Source organism: Acetobacterium paludosum, assembly GCF_008086595.1.
Lineage (GTDB): Bacteria > Bacillota > Clostridia > Eubacteriales > Eubacteriaceae > Acetobacterium > Acetobacterium paludosum.
On the sequence record NZ_RXYA01000012.1, the window covers coordinates 1 to 26,616 of the forward strand.

At 36.2% G+C, this 26,616-nt stretch carries 23 protein-coding genes; 16 read left to right on the forward strand and 7 right to left on the reverse strand.

What is annotated here, in order from left to right; translation table 11 throughout:
- Positions 1 to 67 precede the first annotated feature (67 nt).
- The 5 genes from FZC41_RS12245 to FZC41_RS12265 all read right to left on the reverse strand — a co-directional run bounded on the left by FZC41_RS12245 (position 68) and on the right by FZC41_RS12265 (position 6,165).
- Positions 68 to 1,459 carry an IS5 family transposase gene (locus FZC41_RS12245; protein ID WP_148567697.1) on the reverse strand — a complete coding sequence of 464 codons (1,392 nt, stop codon included), beginning with the start codon at positions 1,457 to 1,459 and terminating at the stop codon, positions 68 to 70.
- A gap of 332 nt (positions 1,460 to 1,791) precedes the next feature.
- A complete protein-coding gene (locus FZC41_RS12250; protein WP_170253978.1) occupies positions 1,792 to 2,844 on the reverse strand; it encodes a tyrosine-type recombinase/integrase in 1,053 nt (350 codons plus the stop codon).
- On the reverse strand, positions 2,837 to 3,781 hold the full coding sequence (locus FZC41_RS12255; RefSeq protein WP_148567699.1) for a tyrosine-type recombinase/integrase: 945 nt from the start codon (positions 3,779 to 3,781) through the stop codon (positions 2,837 to 2,839). Before FZC41_RS12255 ends, FZC41_RS12250 begins: the two co-directional genes overlap by 8 nt.
- On the reverse strand, positions 3,778 to 5,037 hold the full coding sequence (locus FZC41_RS12260) for a site-specific integrase (RefSeq protein WP_148567700.1): 1,260 nt from the start codon (positions 5,035 to 5,037) through the stop codon (positions 3,778 to 3,780). The genes FZC41_RS12255 and FZC41_RS12260 overlap by 4 nt, the downstream gene beginning before the upstream one ends.
- Positions 5,038 to 5,166: 129 nt before the next feature.
- On the reverse strand, positions 5,167 to 6,165 hold the full coding sequence (locus FZC41_RS12265; RefSeq protein WP_148567701.1) for an IS4 family transposase: 999 nt from the start codon (positions 6,163 to 6,165) through the stop codon (positions 5,167 to 5,169).
- A gap of 498 nt (positions 6,166 to 6,663) precedes the next feature.
- On the opposite strand from FZC41_RS12265, the gene FZC41_RS12270 reads away from it, so the two are divergent.
- The 15 genes from FZC41_RS12270 (at position 6,664) to FZC41_RS12340 (ending at position 22,209) form a co-directional block, all read left to right on the forward strand.
- Complete coding sequence (locus tag FZC41_RS12270; RefSeq protein WP_148567702.1) at positions 6,664 to 7,287, forward strand: hypothetical protein; 624 nt, start codon at positions 6,664 to 6,666, stop codon at positions 7,285 to 7,287.
- Complete coding sequence (locus tag FZC41_RS12275) at positions 7,277 to 9,154, forward strand: motility associated factor glycosyltransferase family protein (protein ID WP_148567703.1); 1,878 nt, start codon at positions 7,277 to 7,279, stop codon at positions 9,152 to 9,154. The genes FZC41_RS12270 and FZC41_RS12275 overlap by 11 nt, the downstream gene beginning before the upstream one ends.
- On the forward strand, positions 9,151 to 10,131 hold the full coding sequence (locus FZC41_RS12280; RefSeq protein WP_148567704.1) for an NAD-dependent 4,6-dehydratase LegB: 981 nt from the start codon (positions 9,151 to 9,153) through the stop codon (positions 10,129 to 10,131). The genes FZC41_RS12275 and FZC41_RS12280 overlap by 4 nt, the downstream gene beginning before the upstream one ends.
- Before the next feature lie 46 nt (positions 10,132 to 10,177).
- Positions 10,178 to 11,497, forward strand: a complete 1,320-nt coding sequence (locus FZC41_RS12285) for an N-acetyl sugar amidotransferase (protein WP_243136713.1) — start codon at positions 10,178 to 10,180, stop codon at positions 11,495 to 11,497.
- Positions 11,498 to 11,521: 24 nt separating this feature from the next.
- Positions 11,522 to 12,280: an imidazole glycerol phosphate synthase subunit HisF gene (gene hisF / locus FZC41_RS12290; protein WP_148567705.1), complete on the forward strand. Its 759-nt coding sequence runs from the start codon at positions 11,522 to 11,524 to the stop codon at positions 12,278 to 12,280.
- A gap of 3 nt (positions 12,281 to 12,283) precedes the next feature.
- Positions 12,284 to 12,928: an imidazole glycerol phosphate synthase subunit HisH gene (hisH, locus tag FZC41_RS12295; protein ID WP_148567706.1), complete on the forward strand. Its 645-nt coding sequence runs from the start codon at positions 12,284 to 12,286 to the stop codon at positions 12,926 to 12,928.
- Between the two features lie 43 nt (positions 12,929 to 12,971).
- Complete coding sequence (locus FZC41_RS12300; RefSeq protein ID WP_148567707.1) at positions 12,972 to 14,135, forward strand: LegC family aminotransferase; 1,164 nt, start codon at positions 12,972 to 12,974, stop codon at positions 14,133 to 14,135.
- A 33-nt stretch (positions 14,136 to 14,168) separates the two neighbouring features.
- Entirely contained in the window at positions 14,169 to 15,215 is a 1,047-nt protein-coding gene (locus FZC41_RS12305) for a sugar phosphate nucleotidyltransferase (protein WP_148567708.1), read from the forward strand.
- Positions 15,205 to 15,852 (forward strand): acetyltransferase, encoded by a 648-nt coding sequence (locus FZC41_RS12310; RefSeq protein ID WP_148567709.1) that lies wholly within the window; start codon positions 15,205 to 15,207, stop codon positions 15,850 to 15,852. The genes FZC41_RS12305 and FZC41_RS12310 overlap by 11 nt, the downstream gene beginning before the upstream one ends.
- Positions 15,849 to 16,844 (forward strand): N-acetylneuraminate synthase, encoded by a 996-nt coding sequence (neuB, locus tag FZC41_RS12315; protein WP_148567710.1) that lies wholly within the window; start codon positions 15,849 to 15,851, stop codon positions 16,842 to 16,844. The genes FZC41_RS12310 and neuB overlap by 4 nt, the downstream gene beginning before the upstream one ends.
- Positions 16,841 to 18,013: a UDP-N-acetylglucosamine 2-epimerase gene (gene neuC, locus FZC41_RS12320; protein WP_148567711.1), complete on the forward strand. Its 1,173-nt coding sequence runs from the start codon at positions 16,841 to 16,843 to the stop codon at positions 18,011 to 18,013. The genes neuB and neuC overlap by 4 nt, the downstream gene beginning before the upstream one ends.
- A 1-nt stretch (position 18,014) precedes the next feature.
- Positions 18,015 to 18,992, forward strand: coding sequence for a Gfo/Idh/MocA family oxidoreductase (locus tag FZC41_RS12325; protein ID WP_148567712.1), 978 nt, complete (start codon positions 18,015 to 18,017; stop codon positions 18,990 to 18,992).
- Between the two features lie 3 nt (positions 18,993 to 18,995).
- Entirely contained in the window at positions 18,996 to 19,940 is a 945-nt protein-coding gene (locus FZC41_RS12330) for a Gfo/Idh/MocA family protein (protein ID WP_148567713.1), read from the forward strand.
- Between the two features lies 1 nt (position 19,941).
- Complete coding sequence (locus FZC41_RS12335; RefSeq protein WP_148567714.1) at positions 19,942 to 20,691, forward strand: acylneuraminate cytidylyltransferase family protein; 750 nt, start codon at positions 19,942 to 19,944, stop codon at positions 20,689 to 20,691.
- Between the two features lie 117 nt (positions 20,692 to 20,808).
- On the forward strand, positions 20,809 to 22,209 hold the full coding sequence (locus FZC41_RS12340) for a B12-binding domain-containing radical SAM protein (RefSeq protein WP_148567715.1): 1,401 nt from the start codon (positions 20,809 to 20,811) through the stop codon (positions 22,207 to 22,209).
- 115 nt (positions 22,210 to 22,324) lie between these two features.
- Here the strand turns inward: FZC41_RS12340 and FZC41_RS12345 are convergent, their stop codons facing one another.
- Together FZC41_RS12345 and FZC41_RS12350 are read right to left on the reverse strand one after the other, a co-directional pair.
- Positions 22,325 to 22,660 carry an EscU/YscU/HrcU family type III secretion system export apparatus switch protein gene (locus FZC41_RS12345; protein ID WP_148567716.1) on the reverse strand — a complete coding sequence of 112 codons (336 nt, stop codon included), beginning with the start codon at positions 22,658 to 22,660 and terminating at the stop codon, positions 22,325 to 22,327.
- On the reverse strand, positions 22,647 to 24,254 hold the full coding sequence (locus tag FZC41_RS12350) for a hypothetical protein (RefSeq protein WP_148567717.1): 1,608 nt from the start codon (positions 24,252 to 24,254) through the stop codon (positions 22,647 to 22,649). The genes FZC41_RS12345 and FZC41_RS12350 overlap by 14 nt, the downstream gene beginning before the upstream one ends.
- 274 nt (positions 24,255 to 24,528) lie before the next feature.
- Here FZC41_RS12350 and FZC41_RS12355 point away from each other — a divergent pair, with 274 nt between their 5' ends.
- Positions 24,529 to 26,601: a chemotaxis protein CheA gene (locus FZC41_RS12355; RefSeq protein ID WP_148567718.1), complete on the forward strand. Its 2,073-nt coding sequence runs from the start codon at positions 24,529 to 24,531 to the stop codon at positions 26,599 to 26,601.
- Positions 26,602 to 26,616: the final 15 nt, after the last annotated feature.

Genomic DNA, 26,616 nt, shown 5'->3' on the forward strand with positions numbered 1-26,616 from the left:
AAATCGATCTTCCCAAAGCATTCTTTTTGTTTCATCCATTGTATTCTTAACCTCCTTGAACGTTCTTTCAGGTTAGTCTACAATAATTCGGTCTGATTTGCACTACGCCATCTTTTGAATCGCTTACGTTCAAAACAACAATCGACAGTGCAACGGTGCTAAGGCCTGTATCAGGCAAACGTGTCCGGATCAGACCCAGGCCACATTTGAGTTTGGCAAGACTGAATTTTCGTTCGACTTCGACACGTTCACAAATATCAACGTAGTCCTGCTTTTTATCAATCACCACGTTTTTCGGTGGGCGACCGAGTGCCGGACCTGATAATCGGATCCCTTTTTCTTTACAGAATTTGAGGTTTCTCCGGTTTCGGTAAATCTTATCTGCCAGAATCCGTACCGGATAAAAACCGACTCGATCTTTGTACCGCTCAATCACTTCAATCAGATAGGATGCTTCGTTATATGCGTCAAAGGATACTTTTTCAAGACGCGTATAACCATCGACCACGCTGATGTCCAGTTTTGCGCCAAACTCCACCGGGGCTTTTGTTTTCCCTCTGACAATGGGCCGCAGATGCGGTTGAGACAGACTGACAATCCGATTTTCAACCTGATGGGTGTGATTGTCGTACATGTATTTTTGCTGTTCATAAAGACAACGGATGGTTTCCAACCGAATCTGCCATTTTTGGGATAATGTTTTTTGATTGCTTAGCATGGTGTCGATAATAGCCAGGTCTCTGCGTAGATAACGCAGTTGCTTACCAATTGCTTTGCGGATTGTTTTAGCTGTATTTTTCTTTTTCCGCACAAGATTTAAATGATCTTTATGTGCCCGTCCAGCATAGGTGCGGGGTTTTCTGCCATCGGACGGTTCATGCATTTCTGTGATCATCGCTTCGGCATTTTCTCTGGCTTCATTCAGGAGTGCGGTATCCTGGGGAAACCGGATATGCGATGGCGCACAGGTCGCATCAACGATGAGGATTCCACTGTTTTGAGGTGGTTCGTCTGATGAGGAATCATCCTGATCGTCAGACTCATCGGTCACCTTTTCGACTTCTGCCTTTTGAATGATCAGCTCGTTAATCTCTCCCAGAATCTCAGGGGTCAGTCGTTTGCGGAAGTAAACCATCAGGGATGGATCAAATGGGGGTTTATCCCGGTATTCACAGAAACCGCAAAAGAACTGAAGATACGGTCCTTCCTGAATCTGTAGGACCGTTTCCACATCGGAATACCCATACTCAGCTTGAATGATGCAGGCACCCAATGCAAGTTGCAATGGTTTAGCCACATTTCCTTTTTTATTTGAAAACAGTTTGGCGTACTTTTTTTCAATGGTTTTCCAGGGAATCGACTCGGCTTTTTTCACCCATCGATTGGTGGCATTCATTTTCATGCCAATGGGTTGTTTGAAATCACTGAAACTGATTTGATTATCACTGAATTTATACATTTAATTCACTCCGTGTGCAAGGTTTTTGAGCGGTTTCGCACATTTCTCTTGCACTTGTTATACCACGGAATCCCTTTAAAGTCAGTGCTATTGCGGGTTTGCGAGTTATTCAGTGTCCATTAAGTAGACAGTAGACAGAATATCCTGTCTGATAATGATTGATTTCTTGCCAGTGAAATTTTCCAGCATAAATTTATTTTTCAATATGTCATAAGCGGTTTCAATCCCCCTTATGCCGATGTTTTTGTTATGCCGATATTTTTTAGGATGGATATGAGGGATACCATATCATAAGCATGCGGAAGTACCCCTTATCTATTTGTCGGCATAACTTATTTCAGGCCGCTGAGCTTTTTCAGAATTTTCTCGTCATCGGCATATTTGAACGTAATATCTTCCCTGAAAACAGATTTATCATCATCTGCCAGTTTTGACGCCGCTTTTCTCTTCATCTCCAGAGAGGCCTGTGCATAATAAATCAGTGTCGTTTCCAGATTTGAATGACCAAGCCATTCGGCCACGAGAGGTAAAGGAACGCCTGCTATGTACAGATGCAACGCTCGACTGTGGCGGAAAAGATGCGGATGTAGATGTGGCAATGTCCGATCTACACACTGGGCTGATTTTTCATACACTTTCATGAACCGTTGGACATTGTCAGCAGACATTTCCGCCGTGAGTCCATTACGAACGGTATAGAAAAGTAGCCTGTCCTGGGACTCCTTCGTATCAGGATGATAATCCTTACAGTATTCCCTAAACAGCCTTGCTACCTCGCTGCTGATAGGAGTTGCGCGATATTTCTTGCCCTTTCCCAGAATGCGGATTTCAGCATCATTATTCTTTGTGATGGCAAAGTCTTTCACCTTGAGATTCAGGATTTCCTGGTCTCGGCATCCGCTGTCATAAAGCAATGCGATAAAGAATCGGTCCCTCCTGCCGGTTTTCTTCATAATGTCAGGCTGTTTGAGGACAAGCTTTGTCTGCTCAATACTAAGGCAGATCAGTTCCTGCTTACGCTGATCCTTAATTCTCGAAATCAGAGCAATATCATTAAGGTCGGAATAGGCGATTTTTCCATTCTTATGGAGATATTCGCAAAAGGTACGTAAATGCGACAACCGCTGGTTGATAGTGGTACATTCGTTATTTCTTTCGTTTTTCAGCCATTCCATGAATCCGTGGATATTTTCCTGTGAAAAGTCACAACACTGGACTTCTGAAAGAGCTTTATTATGCTTTTCCTGGACGTATACAAGGTACAGGTTTAATGCATACCGGTATGAGTCGGCCGTGTTATCGCTTCTCTGCCGGATAGAGAGCAGATAACTGCCAAGGAATTTCTTGATTAAACGGAACAATTCAGGATCCTTAACTTTATGCATTTTTTTCATCGTCCCTGAAGATCGTATCGAACTGGCTCCAATCTATTCCGGCAGATTTACGAAGCCTTTCCGGCAGGATGTGCACATAATAAAGGGTATCTCTGAATTCGGAATGCCCCAAATAGGTGCTAAGATACGGTAGTATTGACATGACATCCCGTCCTTCATCAATCCAACGCATGATGTTGTGACTGGCAAAAGCGTGACGAAGGTCATACGGTCTGGGATTTCCGTGTTTTACGAGACCACTTTTGTCCCAGCAAAGATGGAAGTGCTTTGTCATCCACCCGGTATCATAAGGAATGCCATCGGTTCGCTGAAAGAACCATTCTCGAGTACCGGCCAGCTTATCATATCGACGACAAAGTTCCAATAAATCCGAGGACACGATGATATGGCGCTCCTTGTTCTTTTTGGTCTGCCGGATGTAGATGTCCCCTTTCATCAGATTGATATCCTCACAGCGCAGATGGAGCGGCTCGGAAGGCCGCATGCCGCAGCAGTACATCATCCGGAATAAGACTGGCAGTATGACTGCCCTTTGAAACTTCCTGTTCCTGGTCGGAAGGCTGTCTACTCCATCGAAGAACTGACCCAACTCTGCATCTGTGAAGACATAGGGAAGATACTGGCTGCGTTTGACGGTATAATCAGACCCAGGGATAAAGGCTTCTTTACCTAGGGAGTTGATAAATCTGGTGTATTGCCTGAGGCAGGACATGAATGAGGCCTGCGTCTGGGCTGTTTTATAAGCGTAATATGCAAGCCAATCATCCACCATCTGCTGTGTTATTGCTTTTTCTTCAGGATGATTAACACCGCAGAATCTAATGAAGGGAGTAACACAGCTTTTGAAAGTAACCGTGGCATATCCTACGGCAGCACGAAATTCTAGCATTTTCTGGAAATCCTCCAGAAGTTCTTCGAGGAATGTCATACCGGATCACCACCCTCGAGAACAGCATAGAGTCCATTTTTGACAGGGATTCCGCTGAATCCTAATGCACAGTGGGCGTTCTTTTCTTGATTATAAGAAAGATATGGTCGGTCTTCATCAATGGATTTGTGTCCAAGCATCTGCGAGATGGTGGGAAGCGGCACACCTGCCGCAGACATCTCGGTAGCAAAGGACCTCCTAAGACTATGAAATCGACGTAATGGGAGCTTATTAACCCCAGCTTTGCTACAATACTTATCAAGAGCAGCGCCTAATGAACAGGTACTTCGATAGGGTTGTATGGGTGCCTTCGACGTAAGAAAGACCTCACTAAAGCCACCTTCAGGCCGGATTTTCAGCCGGATTTTCAGGATGTAATCAGCGACTGCATTCATGACATGCCCATTCAATGGTAATATCACATCGGTCCCAGTTTTGCTCTGCCTGATATGAAGTGATGCGGCCTTCCAGTCGATATCCGAGAGTTTGAGTTTTATGATGTCGCAAGACCTTAACCCTGTTTCAAAAGCAAGCAGGATAATAGCTTTGTTTCTGATTCCTATGGGCTCTTCCGTATCGATGACATTTACAATTTTAAGGATTTCTTCCTGTGAATAAGGGGCGATCATCCGTATGGGAGCTCCCTTCATCTTCAGCATGGAAAGGTTTGCCATCAAATCAGCAAGATTGTGAGCCTGAAGGTACTCGGAAATATATCGGAGGGCTCGCCATGTTCTGCCGATGCTACCTTTATTGGATTCCGATACAGATTTCATAAATTCAAAAAAATCTGCATCAGAAATGGTAGCGGTATCCTTGCTGCGAGATTCAACGAAACAAAAAAAGTGGCGCATGACAGTGTCCATTTCAATCCGAGGGTCATTTTCCAGATGATACGCATTGAGTATCGCCTCAATGACCGCAAGCTTATCAGGCGACGGATTGTATTTCTTGTTAATAGCACGTGATGAAAAATCAACTGTGCCCGTTTCGACATATGACATAAGCATTCGGATAACACGGCATAGAAAGCGAAGGTATTCTTCGCAAATTTCTTGAGCTTCAAAGCGCTGTTTGTAAAACGTAATAAAAGCCTCCAGGGTTTTCCTGGAACAGGTACCACCTTCTTTCTCGTTGATGTAACGGACAATATTATGACATACGTTCGTGTAATACTCAATAGTCATAGGTTTTAGACCACGAGCTTTAACCTGAGCAAGCGTGTCATTAACAACAGTTTCAATCGTTAGTTCCATAAGGTTACCTCCTTGTATGATTTAATATACTGATCATACAAGGAAATGCCGATATTTTTCCGAAAGATGCTTGATAGAGGCGGTTTAGTTTGAAATATCGGCATAACATAAACATCGGCATAAGGGCGATTATGCTGATATCGGCATAATCGCCCAGCGAAGTCGATACAGCTCACAAATATCCTGTTGTGTGAACTCTTCTCGTGACAGGTTTGTTGCTAAAAACTCGGTCGTATCTTCAGAAAGGTTTATCTTCACAAACCGGAGATGAATGGAGCCTTTTTCTTTAAGTTTATTTGCAAAGGCCGTCTTTCTATAAGGATTTATTCGGGCTGGTGTGAAGATAATCTCAACGTCTTCATCGGAAGATGTCATGTTCCGCTGTTCTTGTCTAAAATCACCCGAACTCAATCTGACAATAAAATTTTGATTCTTTTCCAGCCTGTTCATGAAGAAGAAACTGGATGGATAGCCCCGATCCAACACCACAATGTAAGGCTGGTTTCCAATAAAAGATGAGATTTTTTCAATGTGCACTTCCGCCTGGGTACGTTCACTAAACTTATGGCGATTGATTTGGCAGTCCAGGATCATCTTATTGAAGGTATCATAGAGACAGGATACGCTTGCCTGAGCCTGCTGGCTGCTTTGATTCAGTTGCAGACCGTACTGATCCTGATTTTCCTGCGTATTAGGAATATTGACATGGGAACCATCCACTGCAAAAATAAAATGATTCTTAAATTTAATCAAGTCATTCTCATCTGCGTAAAAGTTCTTTACATGAAAGTCACTTAAGGCTAAAAAAGCTTCTGGATTGAGTTTTAAACGTTGTTTAAGATATCCTGCATTAGAAATCGAATCCGAATTTTTTGGTTTGAACAGCTTGAAAAATCGTCTGATTTCCATAGATAGCGTCAGCCCCTTTCGATAAATGATGGAGAGAATCAAGTGATTAAGCGACAATTTTCTGTTTCGTGTGAAATGATTTCTGCTAAAGCATCTGCATAGCGACTGAAATGTAAAAATCTTAATGAATGAAAAGTCTTTTTTAAGACGTTGACCGGAGCCACACACCACACTCACTCCCTTCATTATGCCCAAGATATAATTTCTTAGATTGTCCATCAATTCCTTTGGTGCTGTATTTACTTTTGTTTAAACGGGTACCATAACATTCTAGTTCTTCATATTTTTTTGCGAGTATTTTAATGAACATCTCGTTTACCGCTCACTTGAATGGTACCATATAATTACGAAAAAAAAGCTTATGGCTCACTCTATTTCACCTAAATATGAAATAGAAAAAACCGCCAATTTCTTAGCGGTTTTTTCTTTTCTTAAGTTAATGACATTGACCTTCGGGTGGCTTTTTTATGTTTATTCTTTGGAAATCTCGTATTGTTATGATAGAATATTTATATAATAATTAAAAAGTCTTAGTTCTGGTTATAGAGAATATATCAGTGTATGTATAATTCAATTTGAAAGTTAAGACAAGACAAAGCTAAACAATTATCAACTTTTGTCGATAATAACAGTAGCATAAATTTAATTAGGTTAATTATGAACACATCAATAAAATGTTGATAATAAAGCACTATATTTAAAGAAAGAAGGTAGAAAATGAATATTTATATACAGGATGAAGTCTTAGAATTTGATAACGATCCAAAGACTACGAAGCAAATATTTGATGCGATTAATGAATACCTGAATAAAAGAGAATTGAAATTCTCACATCTGATCATTGATGGTATTTCGGTTTATGAAAATCTCTTTACTTATTTTTCTGATAATATAAACAAAATTGAAAAGGTAGAGGTTGTTCTCCAAACAATCCCAGAGTTAGTCAATGAAACGATTATCACAACTGATAACTACATCAATAATGCGATTCCGCTAATAACTGAATTGGCAGAAGAATTCTATCAGCAACCCAATGATAAAACCTGGTTGAAATTAAATGACTTGTTTGAAGGAATTCAATGGGTGATTGAATCACTATCACAAATTGATTCAATCAAAAATCTAAACAGTATTATTAATAATTATGAAATATGGAATGAATACGTTCAAGAAGTCTCAAAACTCAGTACAATTATTTCGGAACTTGAAGTTGCAATTGTTGGGAAAGATCTTATTTCAATAGGAGATATGGTTTTGTATGAAATAACACCTGCTTTTGAAAGCATGTCGGATAAATTAGGATTCCTGTTACCAAAGATGGGGGATAGTAGTGTTAGCTGATAATATTATATTTTTGAAAAAAAATTATCCGGTTTTATATGAGGCATTAAAAAATGGTGAAGATAAGATTAAGAAAAGTTCAATTGTGTTGGAAGATACGAAAAATAATTATAAGACGTTAAAAATGACAAAAGGCGATAAATCTCTTTATTTACACAGTAAATACGATCCTATTCGGGAAGCAGAGACCATTATTGATAAGTTAGAAGCAAGGGAAGAAATCGATGAGAAAACACATGTGATTTTTTATGGATTAGGGCTAGGATACCATATTGATAATTTTGTAAAGCGATTTCCAGATACAACCTTTTCTCTTTATGAACCTTCTGTCGAGGTGTTTAATTATTTTTTAAGTTGTAAAAAGTTAAAAGACTTGCCATTAAAAAAAATGCTTGCAATCCAATGTGAAGTTAATGAAGAAGCAATGGTTGAATTTTTTAATGTTGTTGTAAACAATACAGATAAAAAAACAATCATAATGGATTTGCCTATTTATCAAAATGTATTTAAAAAAAAATATATTCAGTTTTCAAATAGATTTATGGAAATGATTAAAAACAAAAGAAGCACACTAAATGCAAATTTTGTCTTTAAAAAAAGCTGGATAATAAATAGTGTCAATAATTTCAAAGTAGTTTTAAGTACACCGAATGTTATAACTGATAACAATGGAGCTTTTAAAGGTAAAACGGCTATTTTAGTTTCGGCAGGGCCTTCATTGGATTATGAAATCGAGAATTTAAGGAAAATAAAAGAAGCTGGTTTAGCATTTATATTTAGTGTAGGATCTGCAATTAATACATTAATTTATCACGATATATATCCTGATGCAATGTGTACCTATGATCCAACAGAATTGAATCAAATGGTTTTTAAAAAAGTTAATGAAATGAAAATAACAAGTATTCCAATGGTGTTTGGTAGTAGTGTTGGATTTGAAGTTTTACAGCAGTATCAAGGGCCAAAATTTCATATGATAACGAGTCAGGATACAATATCTGATTATTTTTTAAATGAAAAAGATGGCAGAAAAATAGAAAAAGTTCATGATGCACCAACTATTGCAATTGTAACTTTGGAAATGTTGTATAAACTAGGATTTTCAACGATAGTTCTTGTAGGTCAGAATTTGGCTTATAAAGATGAGAAAGACTATGCCGAAGGAATAGACTATCGTGTAATAGTAGATTCAGGAAATGATAAAAAGATTTTAAAAACAAAAGATGTAGAAGGTAATGAAGTTTCAACGGATGATTCTTTTAATTCGATGAGAATACAAATGGAATCTTATATTAAATCTTTTAACATAAACCTTATTAATACAACTATTGGTGGAGCACATATTGAAGGGACAAAATTCATTCTGATGGATATTGTAATAAAAGACATTTTAAACAAAAGAATTGTTCAAGGTAATGAATTTGAAAATATTACAGGGGTAGAATTGTATGATAGAGATTTTTTAAGAACCCAATTGTATAAAATAAGTAAAGAATTTAGGACATATAATACTATTGTAACAGAGCTAAAGAAGAATTTGGACAAGCTTGGTGAACTAGTGAAAAACAAGAATGTCAAACAAGCAATTGATACACATGTAAATTTTGATGCTTTAATAAGAAAAATGGAAGAAAATGACTTTTTTAAAACCATTGCGTTACCTATGAATCGAGTTGAATATGAACTGTTGGCAAACAATGTTCAACGTATAAAAACAGAAAAAAATGATTTTCTTAGAGCAAAGCTAATCTTAAAACCAATTGAAACATTTATTAATTTACTATATCTAGATAAAAATGTGAACCAGCAGATAATAGAAGTTTTAACTGGAACGATAGAATGTTACACTAAAAAGGAAGAAAGATGAAAAAAGTATTAATAACAGGTGCTGATGGTTTTATTGGTAGCCATTTATCGGAAGAACTGGTTAAAAGTGGGCATAAAGTAAGAGCTTTTAGCTTTTATAACTCTTTTAATACTTGGGGTTGGTTAGATATGTTGCCATCAAAAATCATGAATGAGGTTGAAGTGTTTACCGGTGATATTAGAGATCCTAATGGAGTAAGAGAAGCAATGAAGGACATTGATGAAGTATATCATTTAGCTGCATTAATCGCTATCCCTTTTAGTTATCATTCACCGGATACTTATGTGGATACAAACATAAAGGGTACTTTGAATGTTTTACAGGCGGGAAAAGATTTAGAAACATCTCGAATTCTTATTACATCAACTTCGGAGGTTTATGGAACTGCTCAATATGTGCCGATTGATGAAAAACATCCATATCAAGGTCAGTCACCCTATTCAGCAACAAAAATTGGAGCCGATCGGCTGGCTGAGTCTTTTTATCGGAGCTTTAATATGCCGATTACTATTGTAAGACCTTTTAACACTTACGGTCCAAGGCAATCTGCAAGAGCAGTTATTCCTACAATTATTACGCAGTTGCTTGCTGGTAAGAAAGAAATTAACCTTGGATCATTGACTCCAACACGTGATTTTAACTATGTAAAGGATACAGTTAATGGTTTCATAGAGATCGCTAAATCAGAAAAGACAATTGGAGAAGAAATCAATATAGCAACTCAACAAGAAATATCAATAGGTGAACTTGCAGAAGAATTAATCAGACAAATTAATCCAGATGCAAAAATAATTTGCGATGAACAAAGAATCAGACCTGAAAAGAGTGAAGTAAACAGATTATTGGGTTCAAATCAAAAGATTAAAAGATTAACCAAATGGAAACCACAGTACACTTTTGAACAAGGGTTAACAGAAACAATAGAATTTTTTAAACAAAATCTAGATAAGTTTAAAACAAATATTTATAATATATAAAATTGGTAAGATGATCAAAAATACCAGTGATGGAGGAATTAATAATATGATGGATATAGCTAAAAAAAGAACTGATGTTGATTTTTCGAAATTTGAACAAGTTAACGATGATTTGGATGTGAAATATGGGCTACCAAGGGAAATTAAATTTTGTAAAAAATGTGTAATTTCGAATCAAAGACCTAATTCATGTGTGGAGTATGATCATACCAATGAATCAAAAAAAGAGACAATTCATTTTGATGATGAAGGTGTATGTGATGCTTGTCGCTCATCAGAAAAAAAGAAGAAAATTGACTGGGATTTAAGAGAAAAAGAACTCATAGAATTATGTGATAAACATCGAAGCAAAGATGGTAGTTATGACTGTTTAATTCCAGGATCTGGTGGAAAGGATAGTTTTTATCAAGCACATATTTTAAAATATAAATATGGAATGCACCCTTTAACGGTCACATGGGCACCACATATATATACACCATGGGGCTGGAAGAACTTTCAAGCATGGATAAATGCGGGCTTTGATAATATTTTATATACGCCTGATGGAAAAATTCATAGACTATTAACAAGATTAGCAATAGAGAATTTATTTCATCCATTTCAACCATTCATATTTGGACAAAAAGCATTGGCACCAAAGGTGGCTGCTTTATACAATATTTCACTTGTGTTTTATGGAGAAAATGAAGCAGAATATGGTAATCCGTTAGCGGATAATCAAAGTGCTAAAAGAGACTACAAGTATTTTACATCAGAGGATAAACGAAAAATATATTTATCTGGAGTTCCCATGGATGACTTAAAAAGAAACTATGGCATTGATGATGGTGAATTGAAATTTTATATTCCCGCTGATCCAGAGATTCTTGAAGAAAAAAAGATAGAAGTCCATTATTTAGGATATTATCTTAGTTGGCATCCTCAAGGTGCATATTATTATGCTGTTGAAAATGGAGGATTTGAAGCGGCTCCTGAAAGAACTCCAGGTACTTATAGTAAATATAACAGCATAGATGATAAGATAGATGATTTTCATTATTATACTACTTATATAAAATTTGGAATCGGACGTGCAACTTATGATGCAGCACAAGAAATAAGAAATGACGAGATAACGAGAGATGAAGGTGTAGCATTAGTTAAAAAGTTTGACGGAGAATTCCCTGAAAGATTTGCTGATGAAATATTCAAGTATTTAAGCATTACAGAAAAAGAATACTCCATAGCTTCGCAGATGTTTGAAGAACCAAAAATGAACAAAGATTATTTTATGAATATCACTGATCGATTCAGATCTCCTCATTTATGGAAAAATGAAAATGGAATTTGGAAATTGAGAAAAACTGTGTTTAGTCAGGAATGATAATTAAACGGTAAAGAGGTTAGTATGAAAAACACTAGAGTTATAGCAAGAATGGATATCAAAGGTCCGAATTTGGTAAAAGGAATACAGTTTGAGGGTTTAAGAAAAATAGGTAATCCAAATGAATTTTCAAAAAAGTACTATGAACAGGGCATTGATGAAATAATATATATTGATATAGTAGCTAGTTTATACGAGCGAAACAATTTATCAGATATTGTAAGCAAAACCACAGAGGATATATTCATACCGATAACTGTTGGTGGCGGTATTCGCTCAATTGAAGATGTTACAAAATTACTAAGGTGCGGAGCTGATAAAGTGGCTATAAATACAGCAGCGTTAAAAAGACCAGAGCTAATTACTGAAATCTCAAATAGATTTGGTTCACAGTGCATGGTTTTATCTATACAAGCTAAAAAAATTGCCGCGAATAAATGGGAAGCATACTATGACTGTGGCAGAGAGAAGACGGGTATTGATGTTGTTCAATGGGCTCGTAAAGGCTACGAACTTGGTGCCGGTGAAATACTGTTAACATCTGTTGATAAAGAAGGAACACAAGCTGGATTTGACTGTGAACTGATTAAAGCAGTCTCGACAATAGTTCCCATTCCGGTTATTGCAAGCGGAGGAATGGGTGATACTTCAGATTTTATTGAAGTGGTAAAGAAAGGCAAAGCAGATGCGGTGGCTGTAGGCAGTGTGTTACATTATGATAAGTTAGGCATTACTGAAATAAAAGCTAATGCTATTAAAGAAGGAATAACAATTAGGGGTTAGAATATGCCAAAAGTAAAAATTGTTGATTATGGGATGGGAAATATATTAAGTGTACAAAGAAGTTTTGAGCATTGTGGTGCAGAAGTTGATGTTGTAAGCGAAGCAAAGAGTATACTTAATGCAGATTATCTTGTTTTACCAGGTGTCGGAGCATTTGGAAATGCGATGAATGAATTAGAAAAATTGGATTTGATTTATCCGATTCAGCAATTTTGCAAAAAAGGCAACCCGTTTTTAGGTATCTGTTTGGGAATGCAAATGATGATGGATGGTAGCGAAGAATTTGGTTATTCAAAAGGATTAGGTCTGATTCCTGGTAGCGTCGTGCAAATTGAAAATACTACAATTGATAATGAGTCTCAAAAAGTACCACATGTTGGCTGGAATGAAATTCTTGTACCACATGGAAAAGATTCATTACTATGGAATAATTCAATTCTTAATGGTATTGAAGAGAATGAAACGATGTATTTTGTACATTCTTATACGGCAAAGCCTCAAGAACAATTCAGATTAGCCGATTCATATTATGGCGGGAGACGGATCGCTGCTGTTATTAAAAAGGATCATCTCTATGGATGTCAGTTTCATCCAGAGAAAAGTGGCACTTCTGGTCTGAAAATAATCAGGAATTTTATTGAATTATAGGATAATCATTTATTAAAGTGAATTAGAATAAAACGAGGATAAAGTGAAAAAATTTATACCATTGTCTGTTCCAAATTTAAAAGGAAAAGAGCTTGAATACATAACACATGCTGTTGAAACGGAATGGGTATCAACTGGTGGTCCATATGTTAATGAATTTGAAGAAAAAATTGCCGAATATGTTAAGGCAAAAGGGGCTGTATCCTGTCAGAATGGGACTTCCGGTCTACATATAGCGCTTTTGGTTAGTGGAATAATTTTTGGCGACGAGGTGATTGTTCCGACGCTAACTTTTATTGCAGCAGTTAATCCTGTTAAATACATTGGGGCAGAACCCATTTTTATGGATTGTGATGATTCTCTCACTATGGATGCAGATAAACTATTGGAGTTTTGCGAGACTGAGTGCAGTTTTATTAAAGGACAACTAATTAACGGCCAGTCAAAGAAATGGATTAAAGCGGTGCTGGTTGTGCATGTTTTTGGAAATATGACAGACATGGAAAAAATAATGGCGGTAGCGGATCGATTTAATTTAAAGGTGATCGAAGATGCAACGGAAGCTATCGGTACATATTTTACCGAAGGAAAGTATAACGGGAAATATGCTGGAACCATTGGTACTATCGGGGTCTATTCTTTTAACGGAAATAAAATCATTACAACCGGTGGTGGCGGTATGATCGTGTCTGATGATGAAGAACTGTTAAAGAAAGCAAAGCATCTGATAACCCAGGCTAAAAGTGATGAGTTGTTCTATACTCACGATGAAATCGGTTATAATTATCGAATGACAAATCTCCAGGCGGCAATGGGCTTAGCCCAATTGGAACAGCTTGAAGATTTCATTAAAATAAAAGAAATAAATTATAAACTTTACAAAGAAAAAATTGAAGAGATACCGGGATTATCAATAATGAACTTTAATAACAATATTAGAGCTAATTATTGGTTTTATGCTTTAAAATGTGATAATGAATATCCATTAAACAGAGATGAAATTATACACTATCTTACATCAAAAAATATACAATCAAGACCGATATGGGGTTTAATTAGTGAACAAAAGCCTTATAAAAATTGCCAGACTTATAAAATTGAAAAAGCAAAATACTATCTGGATCATGTTGTTAATATTCCTTGCAGTACCAATTTATTAAAAAAAGATTTATTATATGTTATAGAATGTTTAAAGGATCCCTGTTGAATAATTATTTTTATAATTGGGAGGTGAATTTATTTGAAGCTTGAAGAATTCTTAATTGAAGAAGAATGTAGCATGTTAGAAGCTATGGAATTGCTTGATAAAATAGCGAAAAAAGTGTTGTTCATTACTAAACAGGATCAATTAACCGCAGCGATTACAGATGGTGACATCAGAAGATGGATTTTAAAAAAAGGAAATCTTGATGCTAAAGTTAAAGATGTTGCAAATTATGATCCTATTTATATCTATGAAAGAGATAAAGTTACTGCAAAAGAATATATGATTAAGCATTCAGTTGAGGCACTTCCGATTGTCGATAAAAATATGCATATACTGACGGTAATGTTTTGGGATAATAAGGAAATCAATAATAGAAAAAAACTGAATGTTCCCATTGTTATTATGGCTGGTGGGCTTGGTACAAGGCTTTATCCCTATACAAAAATACTCCCAAAGCCATTAATTCCAATTGGAGAAATCCCAATTGCAGAGCATATTATAAATCGATTTAATCGAGCGGGAAGCAATGATTTTTATCTAATTGTTAATCATAAAAAAAATATGATTAAGGCTTATTTTAATGAAATTGAAAAATGTTATAAAATCACTTATATAGATGAAGAACAGCCGCTCGGTACAGGTGGTGGATTAAGTCTCTTAAAGGGACAAATCAAATCTACTTTTATTCTGTCTAATTGTGATATCCTTATAGAAGAAGATTATGAAAAAATGTACAGCTTTCACAAGAAAGAAAAAAATTTAATTACGATGGTCTGTTCACTAAAAAAAATAACGATACCATATGGTGTCGTTGAAATTGGCGATAATGGCGAGATTGAAAGCATGAAAGAAAAGCCAGAGTTATCTTTTTTCACAAATACGGGGATGTATATTGTGGAATCGAAAATCATTGATGAAATAGAGGAAAACAGGTCAATGGGTTTTCCAGATATTATTGAAAAATACAAAAAAGCTGGGAAAAAAATTGGTGTATATCCGATCAGTGAACATGCGTGGTTGGATATGGGACAACTTGATGAAATGGAAGCAATGAGAAAAAGGTTAGACTGTGACGAGTGAAAAATTATTATTAATTGGTGGCGGAGGTCATTGCAAATCGGTGCTTGATAGCCTTCTCCAAAGTAATCAGTATTCCGAGATTGGCATTATTGATAAAAAGAAAAATATTGGCAAGCTTATCCTCGATAAGTATATTATCGGATGTGATGATGATTTAATCAAATTTCATCAACAAGGTTATAAGTATGCCTTTGTCACACTTGGTAGCGTTGGTGATCCATCTTCCCGGGTGAACTTATTTACGATGCTTGAAGAAATATGTTTTGAGATCCCAAATATTATCGATATATCGTCTACAGTAAGTAATTACATAAATATGGAAACAGGTATTTATATTGGAAAAAACGCCGTTGTTAATGCCGGAACATCAATTGGCAAGGGGGCAATTATTAATACTTCGTCAACAATAGAACATGATTGTGAAATTGCGAAGTTTTCTCATATCGCACCAGGCGCAGTTATATGTGGAGGAGTGAAAATCGGAGAGAATTCACATATTGGGGCAAATAGCGTTGTACAACAAGAGGTGAAAATCGGTGCGAATACAATCATAGGAATGGGTAGTGTTGTATTAAAAAATGTTGATAATTATGTCCTTGCCTATGGAAATCCATGCAAGGAGGTTAGATCTAAATGAGTGTGTTGATTATTGCTGAAGCTGGGGTTAATCATAACGGAAGCTTGGAAAACGCAAAAAAACTAGTGGATCAAGCAAAAAAATGCGGTGCAGACTGCATAAAATTTCAGACTTTCAAATCAGATAATCTTGTTTCAAAAGATGCGGCGAAAGCTGATTATCAAAAGAAAAATACGAAGTCAAATGAAACGCAGTTGGAGATGCTACGTAAACTGGAGTTATCATTTGATGATTTTGTTGAATTGAGTGAGTATTGTAAACAGAAGAAGATTCTATTTGTTTCTACGGCTTTTGATTTTGATAGCATCGATTTTTTAAATGGCCTTGTCATGGAATTTTGGAAAATTCCTTCTGGTGAGATAACGAATCTTCCATACTTAATTAAGATTGCTAAAACTCATAAACCAATTATTTTATCTACCGGGATGAGTACTTTAGAAGAAGTTGAACAAGCCGTTGATATATTAAGGTCGAATAACTGCGGAGATATAACGTTGCTTCATTGTACAACTGAATATCCAGCCCCATATGAAGTGGTGAATCTAAAAGCGATGGAGACACTGAGGCAAAAGTTTAATATACCAGTGGGATATTCTGACCACACCAAGGGCATAGAAATCGCGATTGCTGCCGTAGCTATAGGAGCGACAGTTATTGAAAAGCACTTTACACTCGATAGAAATATGAAAGGACCTGACCATCAGGCAAGTCTGGAACCTCATGAACTAAAAGCAATGGTGGAGGCAATACACAATGTTGAAGTAGCGATGGGCAATGGTGTTAAGAAACCAGCGGAATCAGAAATAAAGAATCGGTCAATTGCCAGAAAAAGTATAATTGCTAACCAGAGTATTAAAAAAGGAGATATTTTTACGGAAAAAAATCTAACAGTAAAACGTCCAGGTGATGGTATCAGCCCAATGAAATGGTTTGAGGTGTTAGGCAAAAATGCTGTGAAAGATTTTGAAGAGGATGAGTTGATAGAATTATGAAAAAAATATGCGTATTAACAGCTACTCGCGCTGAGTATGGTCTTCTAAAAACGATTATTTTAAAATTAAATGATATCCTTGAATTTGATGTACAAGTTGCTGTTACTGGAACGCATTTATCCCCTGAGTTTGGGCTAACCTATAAGGAAATCGAGCAGGATGGCATAAAGATTGATGAGAAAATTGAAATCCTTTTAAGCTCGGATACTCCTGCGGCTATTTCTAAATCGATGGGGTTAGCGATGATTGGTTTTGCTGAATATTTTGAGAGAACTAAACCGGATGCGCTGCTGGTATTAGGTGATCGTTATGAAACTTTAGCTGTATGTTGTGTTGCTATGAATCAAAAAATTCCAGTTGTACATCTTTATGGTGGTGAAACGACTGAAGGCGCCATAGATGAATCTATTAGACATGCTATAACCAAGTTAAGTTACTTGCACTTCACCAGTACACAAGATTATCGTAACAGAGTTATTCAGCTTGGTGAACAGCCTGACAGGGTGTTCTGTGTAGGCGCAATGGGTATCGAAAATATACATAATGAAAAATTATTGAGCAAGAAGGAATTTGAAGAGGCCATTGATTTTAAACTTGACAGGCCCTATGCAGTGGTAACTTTTCACCCTGTAACACTTGAAATTGAAAATTATAATTCAGAAAAACAGGTTCAAGCTTTACTGGATGCCTGTCACAAGTTTAACGAACTGTGTTTCATTTTTACCAAGGCTAATGCTGATGCAAATGGTCGCGTTATTAATCAGTTAATTGATTCTTATGTAAATGAACATGATAATGCAATTGTTTTTGAATCCTTGGGGATGATTCGTTATTTAAGTGCACTAAAGTATGGGACAATGGTAATCGGTAATTCATCTAGTGGATTGATCGAAGCCCCTAGCTTTGGAATCCCTACGATTAATATCGGTGATCGCCAAAAGGGAAGATTGCAGGCAGACAGTGTCATTAATTGTGATCCTAAATCAGTTGAAATTGAAAAAGCCATTGATGTGGCATTGACTGAAGAATTTAAGAATAAAGCTAAAAATGTCATTAATCCCTATGGTGATGGGAATACATCGGATAAAATTATTGATAACCTTAGAGAATTGATTCTAAATGATAAAATAGATCTGAAAAAGAAATTTTATGATTTGAAAGTGAGATGATATGAAAGTTGTTGTAATTGGACTAGGTTCAATGGGGAAAAGACGTATCCGTTTGATGCATAAATATGACGATAAAATACTGATTTTCGGTGTTGATACCAATGAGGAACGTCGAAAAATGTGTGGGGAGGAATACGGAATCGAAACATTCTGCAGTTTAACCGAGGCAATGAAAGCTATCTGTTTTGATTGTGCTTTTGTGTGCACGGCTCCTCTTTCTCATCACGTTATTATTAATCAGTGTCTAAAAATAGGATTGCATGTCTTTACCGAATTGAACTTAGTAGATGATGGTTATGAAGAAAATATTCATCTTGCTAGGCAAAATGATCGTGTGTTATTTATGTCCTCGACATTTTTGTATAGAGAAGAAATAAAGAAAATAAAAACAATAATACAAAAAGAAAATTGCAAACTTAACTATACTTATCATGTTGGTCAATATCTATCGGACTGGCATCCATGGGAACGATACAATGACTTTTTTGTTGGCAATAAGCGTTCCAACGGGTGCAGAGAATTATTGGCAATTGAACTTCCCTGGCTGACTGACGTATTTGGTGATATTATTAAAGTTGATGTGGTTAAGAGTAAAATGAGTGATTTAAATATTAGTTATGATGATAACTATTTGATTCTTATTCAACACACAACTGGATATAAAGGGACTTTGGCTATTGATGTTGTATCAAGAAAAGCAGTCAGAAATTTTGAAGTGTTTGGAGAGAAACTTTATCTTAGTTGGGATGGTTCGCCAACAGGTTTAAAACAGTATGATTACGAAAAGAAAGCAGAGGTCAATCTTCAATTATATAAAGAAATTGATCAGCTTGAAAATTATAGTAATTTTGTAGTTGAAAATGCCTATTTGGAGGAAATAACCTCTTTTTTTGAAGCCATAGCAAATGGAGAAATACCTTTGTATAGTTTTGAAAAGGACAAATATATTCTTGAAATTATTGATAAGATAGAGGCATAATAGATGGTATCGTATAAAATAGGGATCATCGGTCTCGGTTCAATTGGTATAAGGCATGTAAAAAATATCGTTAGTGTTTTAAAAGAACAAGGCAAGTCCTATTCAATTGATTTGGTCAGAAGTGGAAGAGGCAAAGAGTCGGATAGTGAAATAGTAAAACATGTAAACCAGATATATTATTCTTATGCTACGGTTCCAAATGACTACGATGTGTTGTTTATTACAAACCCTACCTATTTGCATTTTGAGACAATACAGCAGTTTGTTTCGAAAACGAAACATATGTTTATTGAAAAGCCAATATTTGATAACATAGATGTGCCTCTAAAAGAATTAGGTTTAAAAAGAGACAGTACATATTATGTAGCTTGTCCATTGCGTTATACAGATGTGATCCAATACCTAAAAGATAGATTAAGAGAAATGAATGTGTTTAGTGTCAGAGTAATTTGTTCAAGTTATCTGCCAGAATGGAGACCGAATCAAGATTATCGTAATTCCTACAGTGCTCATAAAGATCAAGGAGGCGGAGTTTCCATTGATTTGATCCATGAGTGGGATTATCTATGCTATTTATTTGGTGAGCCTGTTGAAGTATTTAATTTGAGAGGCACTTTTTCTAATTTAAAAATTGATAGTGATGATATATCCTTGTACATTGGAAAATATGATAATATGTTAGTCGAAATTCACTTAGATTATTTTGGGCGTCAAACAATTAGAGAAGTTCAAATATTTACAGATAAAGACACAGTAGTAGGAGACCTGACCAACAGCGAAATACGGTATTTGAAAAGTGGGGAGATTATTTCCTTTAGGGAACAAAGAAATGATTACCAGTATAAAGAAATATCAAATTTTTTTGATATTATAGAAGGACGAGTGCCTAATGATAATGATATTTCAAAAGCACTCAGAATTTTGCAAATTGCAAAAGAAGGGAAGTAATATGGATATCTTATTTACAATATGTGGAAGAGCTGGATCGAAAGGAATTAGAAACAAAAATACAAAAGATTTTTTGGGCTATCCTTTGCCATTATATACAGTTTCAGCAATTGAATTATATAAAAGAGAGAATCCTGATATCCATTGTGACATTGTATTAAACACTGATAGTATGGATCTTATAAAAATGTTTAAAGAACAATTAAATTTTGAAGTTGAAATAATTAATAGAGATCCGTTTTTGGCCTTGGATAATACCTCAAAAGTTGCAGTTATTCTAAATTGTTTAGAGGTGATGAAAGTTAGAAATTCAATCAACTACGATATGGTTGTTGATTTGGATATCACATCTCCATTAAGAACTGTGAAGGATATTAATAATCTAATACAAAAGAAGTTGAATTCCGATGCTGATGTGATATTCTCAGTAACGGAGGCAAGAAGAAATCCATATTTCAACATGGTTAAGAAAACAGAAAATGGCTATGAACGTGTTATAAAGTCATCTTTTAATGCAAGGCAGGAAGCACCAGAGATATTTGATATGAATGCATCCTTATATGCATATTCACCAGTATTCCTTGAGAGTGGCAAAGGAATTTTTGAAGGAAAATGTGATGTTATTAAAATGTTAGATACTGGAATTTTAGATTTGGATAATGAGAATGATTTTGAATTGATGCAGGTAATTGCAGAATACTTGTACAATAAACAACTTGATTTTAAAATAGTTAGAGACAATATTTACTAAATATTCTTGAGAACATAAGTATATTTAGAAAATAAGATAAAACATCTTATTTTCTAAATAAAAAAACTATCTGGTTTAATTTATTAATAGAAAAAATTATAAAAGGAGTTTGTTTAAATGAAAATATTATTAGTTTCGTATGATAATGATAACAGTATTGCATATTTCCCATTAGGTTTGGGTTATCTGGCCGCGGCTATAAGAAATAGTGGGCATGACGTTGAAATTTATCAACAAGATATATACCATTATCCAATAGAACACTTAACCGAATATTTAGATAATAATCATTTCGACATCATTGGATTAGGTGCCTGTGGTGGTTATTATCAATACGATGTTATTAAGAATAATGTAAAAGCAATAAATAATTCTAAAGATAGACCGATACTAATATTAGGGGGGCATCTTCCATCACCTGAACCAGAGTATTTTTTAAGAAAATTTCAAGCAGACTTTATTGTAATTGGTGAGGGTGAAGGGACCACAGTAGAGCTAATTAACGGATTGGAAAAAGGAAAAAAAGATTTTAATGACATAAAAAGCATTGCATATATTGATGAAAATGCATTTTATATTGAAACAGAGAGACGAGAACCAATCAAGAACATTGATGAGATTGCTTGGCCGGCATATGATTTATTTGATATGGAACAATATGTTTTATATCCGGCCCCAAAAATGAAAAGAAAAGATAGAAATATGGTGATGCTCAGTGGTCGAGGTTGTCCATTTAAATGTAACTTTTGTTATCGACTGGATAAAGGGTTTAGACCAAGATCAACAAAAGGGCTAATTGATGAAATATTGTTCCTAAAAAAACAATATATGGTTACTTTCATCAGTTTCTGGGATGAACTTTTAATGTCTTCAATTTCCAGAATGTATGAATTTTGTAATGGTCTTATTGATGAAAATGTAGATATTCATTGGTCTTGTAATGGAAGATTGAACTTTGCAAGTAAAGATCTTGAAATGCTTAAGCTCATGAAAAAGGCAGGTTGTGTATTCATCAACTATGGAATTGAATCGATGGATAATAATTGTTTGAAATTGATGCATAAAAATTTAACAACAGAGATGATAATTAAGGGTATAGAAAATACTGAGCTAGCGGGTATAAGTCCAGGCTTAAATATAATATTTGGAAATTTAAAGGAGAATAGAGCAGTAATCGAAAAAGATGTTGAATTTTTATTGAAATATGATGATCATGCACAATTAAGAACAATACGACCAGTGACTCCTTATCCAGGGACAGATTTGTATAATTTGGCCATTGAGAAGGGATTGATAAAAGATATAGAAGATTTCTATGAAAACAAGCATAGAAATTCAGATTTGTTAACGTGTAATTTAACAGATATGACAGATGACGAGTTTTATGAGTGCTTGTTTTGGGCGAATAGTATGTTGCTAAATAATTATATTAATAATATAAAGGAAAGAAATAGCGAAATATTAGAAAATCTGTATCATAAAAAAGATAGCAATTTTAGGGGATTTAGAATGGTGTAAATTATTTGGGCTAAAATATTAAGTTGTTAAGCTCTTCCACTAAATGATAGTTTTGCAACTTTTTAGAGATTTTAAAAATGATAATGTAGTGATCAGCGTCGGATCTTATAACTTTCTATTTAAACACCTTATCACTAAACTCATTCCCTTCAGCCAAATTAAGCAGCGAGATATAAATATTCACCACAATCTGGAACAGTTCCGGGGGGACTTCCTGACCCATTTCCAGCTTGGAAAGAAGGGTAGCAGCGCTGTCATCATGGTAGACGGGAATACCGTTTTTTTCAGCCACATTTAAGATATTCTGGGCCACAAAACCAGTGCCAGCGGCAACGATCACCGGGGCATTGCTCTTTTTGGGATCATATTTTAAGGCCGATACTCTTAATGTTTTTTCTTTTTCCGGCAGTTCCTTATGGGGAACTGTTTTTTTCTTTTTAGACGGTGACATCGATGCCTACCTTTCTGAAAGCCAATTTGGGATAACGCTGGAGAATGCTCTGGCTTTCCACATACTCTGCAATGCCACAGGAAGCCAGTTTGTAACCCTGTTCCTCGACAATCGATTTAAGTTTGTCTTTGCTGCTGTTGATGGTATCAACCAAAGTGGGCGGACAATTGATGTTCAAATTGATGCTTTTATCTCTTGCCGAAAGTTCAACTTCAAAATTTCCGTATTTGTCGGTTTGAATGGTAAAAAAGATATCTGTTGCAGTTTCTGAATTTGTTTGGCTGCCATCTTTCTCAGCAGGGTCTTTGTCAACAAAGAACTCGCCATAAGTATTGGCATCCAGAAAACGCAGCGGGATCAGAAAATGCATTAGGTTGAAGATCGGGCTTTCGTTTCGGATAATAGTTTCTAAAAGATTTTGCGCTGAATTGATAATTTTAGTTGAGTTGGAGTCATCCAAGGCTTTTTCAATTAAGTGAGCCAGCTCGACCTTGTCTCTGTCTTGGGGATCTTGGGTGGTCGAATTGATTCGATCAGACAGAATTTCAGCTTCTTTGGCATGAAAAAAAAGTTGCTTTTTCATGTCGACTATTTCAGTATCGGTCAAATTGGACAAAGGCTTCAAAGCCTGGGCGAATTTCAAGACCGATGCTTCCAGCTGCTCCGGATCGCCTTTATCGTACCGGACAATATGATCAATAATGGTGGAAATGGATTGATAGGTTTTGTCGCTAAAAGATTGAGAGTTTAAAATTTGCCGCAATGCCGGAATGATTTCGTTTTTCAGCAGCTTTTGAATCGCTTGAAAATCCTGGCCTTTTCCGTTTAAAGCTGTTTCTATTCTTTCCAATTGATTCGTGAGGTTCTTCCCGGACTGGGCAGCTTTTAAATCGATCAGTTTTTGAAGTTCAGGACTTGTTTGATTTTTCCCGCCTAAAATGGTTTTTAAATCGACCAGCTTTTGGTCGCTTGGGGCTGGGGTTTTGTTGCCGGTTAAGGCTGATTCCAGTTTAGTCAATTCCTGTGCCAACAGCGCTTTCTCTTTGGTCGGGAGGGTCATCAGTAAACGGCTTGTTTCGATAAAAATGCCCTTTAGGGTTTGGTTGCGGTTTACATAGGCATCATAATGCCTGAGGATTGACACAATGGCTTCTTTTAACTGGGGATAGCCATCCAGCTTGGATAAGGATCGAAGACTGTCGAAAAACGTTCCTTTAAAGATTGTTTCCGTTTTATCCTGGGTTAACAGCGCACTTAACAAATCCTGAGAATTGATAAAGATGCCATCAAGCATTTCTTTAGGAATAGCGTCGATTGAGCCATCAAAAAGCTGCGCGATCAGGATAAACTTTCGCAGCGAATCGGCCTCGGCAGAGGTACTGTTCAATAAGGGCTTTAAGATTTCCTTTTGTAAATTCTGAAATAAGGTATCTCTGAAACTCTCCTGTTGCAGGTTGTCGGAAGTCTCAGGGGTCTTAATGCTGATGTCGGTATTGTTAAGATTAAAAATGGCATCACCGGGGATGATTGGTTTGCTGGTTATATCGTTCGTTTTAGGTGATTGAACGGTCGAGGTAATTTTGATACTGTCCATATTGAGGCTCCCTTCAACTTATTTGTTAGTTAAGATTATACTTTATCATTTAAATTTAAGCAAACATTTCAAGCCGAAGTGGATTTAATTTAAGAGATTTGACAATTTTATAAAATTGACTAACCTTTTTGACTGATTTGACGATATAATAAAAAGAGAATAAAGTAATGGAATGATAAATAATCAGGATTTGTAAAAAAAAGTGGATTTAACACAAAAAGGCGATATAATATTGTTGGTACGAAAAATTCATTATAGATAAAGGATGGTTACAATGAGTAATTATGATTCTGGAAATGATTCAATTTTAGAAATGTATATTTTTGAATCGGAAACGCTGCTTGATCAATTAGAGGAAATATTACTTCAATCTGAAGACAATGCGGAATTAATACCGGAAGATATTAATGAAATCTTTCGTATTATGCATACCATAAAAGGGTCTTCAGCGATGATGGAATTTGAGGCAATGACTCATTCCTCTCATAAATTAGAGGATTTATTTTTTGTTATCAGAGATGAAGGTATAAAAGCAGAAGATTTTGAAGATTTAATGGATTTGGTTCTAAAATTTTCAAGTTTCTTAAGAGGCGAAGTTGAAAAAATTCAAAACAACGAAGATTTGCTTGATGAAAACGAGGAGCTTATTGAAGAGACGGAAGCATTCCTTAATCGCATCAAAGGAGCACCTCAGGATAAAACAATTGCTGATCACCAGAAAACTGATGATGCTGTTTCGATTGACCTGGAAGAAGAATTGCCAGCAGCAGCAGAGCTGGAGACATCAGGAGAAGGAATACTTTATAATTTACACACATGCTTTACCGAAGACTGCCAGATGGAAAATATCCGGGCATTTATGCTGGTAAACAAATTGGAATCGATCGGGAAAGTAATCGAAACCATTCCCAAAGTATTGAACAACAACCCCGAGGCGGCAAGCATTATTTTAAGAAATGGTTTTTTCTGCAAATTTCTGACCAATGCCGACAAAGAGGCCATTATCAGTACGGCAAAGAGTATTTTATCGGTAAAAACGTTGGAATTTATCGACTTTTTTCCAGAGGAAGATGCCGAACCCAAAAAGGCTGAACCAGAAGAGCAGATAACCTCAAATGAAACGGCGCTGCCTGAAAAAAGCAAGGAACAAAATATAGTCAAACAAAACAACAATGTCCAGAATTTAATCAGTGTCGATTTAAATAAACTGGATACCCTGATGAATTTAATCGGAGAGATCGTTATTACCGAATCCATGGTTTTCGGGAGTGTACATCCGGAGGGCGAGCGGGATGAAAGCTTTGAAAAATCGTCCACGCAGCTGCAGAAACTAACGGATGAACTCCAGGACATCGTTATGTCCATCCGCATGGTTCCCATTGCCGGAACGTTCAAAAAAATGAAGCGGATCGTTCGAGATACCGGTAAGAAGCTCTCAAAAGATGTGGAGTTTATTACCATGGGTGAAACCACTGAAGTGGATAAAACAATTATCGATGGGATCACTGATCCACTCATGCATTTAGTCAGAAATTCCATGGATCATGGAATCGAAAGCCGGGAAGATCGAATCGCCGCGGGAAAAAACCCGGTCGGCAAGGTTATTCTGTCAGCCCAAAGCGTTGGCGGAGATATTGTCATTTCGGTCAGTGATGACGGCAAGGGCCTGGATCCGGCGGTACTGCTGAAAAAAGCGAAAGAAAAAAATCTGCTGACAAAACCAGAGGAAGAATATACCGAAAAAGAAATTCTGAATCTAATCATGGCTCCGGGTTTCTCGACGAACAGTGTCGTAACCGAGCTCTCAGGCCGTGGTGTGGGGATGGATGTGGTTAAACGGAATATTGAAAAGGTTGGCGGTTCCATTTCGATTGAAAGCGAAAAAGGATCCGGTACCAATACTTTCTTAAAAATACCCCTTACCTTGTCTATTATTTCGGGAATGGAGATTCAGGTGGGTGACAGCCTTTATGAAATCCCGATCAGTAATATCCGCGAGTCCTTTAAAATAACATCTAAACAGCTGATTAAAGATCCGGATAAAAATGAAATGGTCATGATCCGTGGTGTATGTTATCCGCTGATTCGTTTACACGACATCTTTAACGCTGGAAAATGTGAAACCACTATTGAGGATGGAACGTTGATGCTGGTGGATTCCGGAGAAACTTTTGCGTGCCTGTTTATGGATGACCTGATTCAAAAACATCAGATTGTTGTTAAACCAATACCCAAATATTTAAATCGCTATTCGGTAAAAGATTCTGGCATTGCGGGGTGCACGATTCTGGGAAATGGCAGCATTAGTTTAATCGTTGATATTCCCAGTATTTTGGAACGATATTAATGAGGAAGAGGTGTT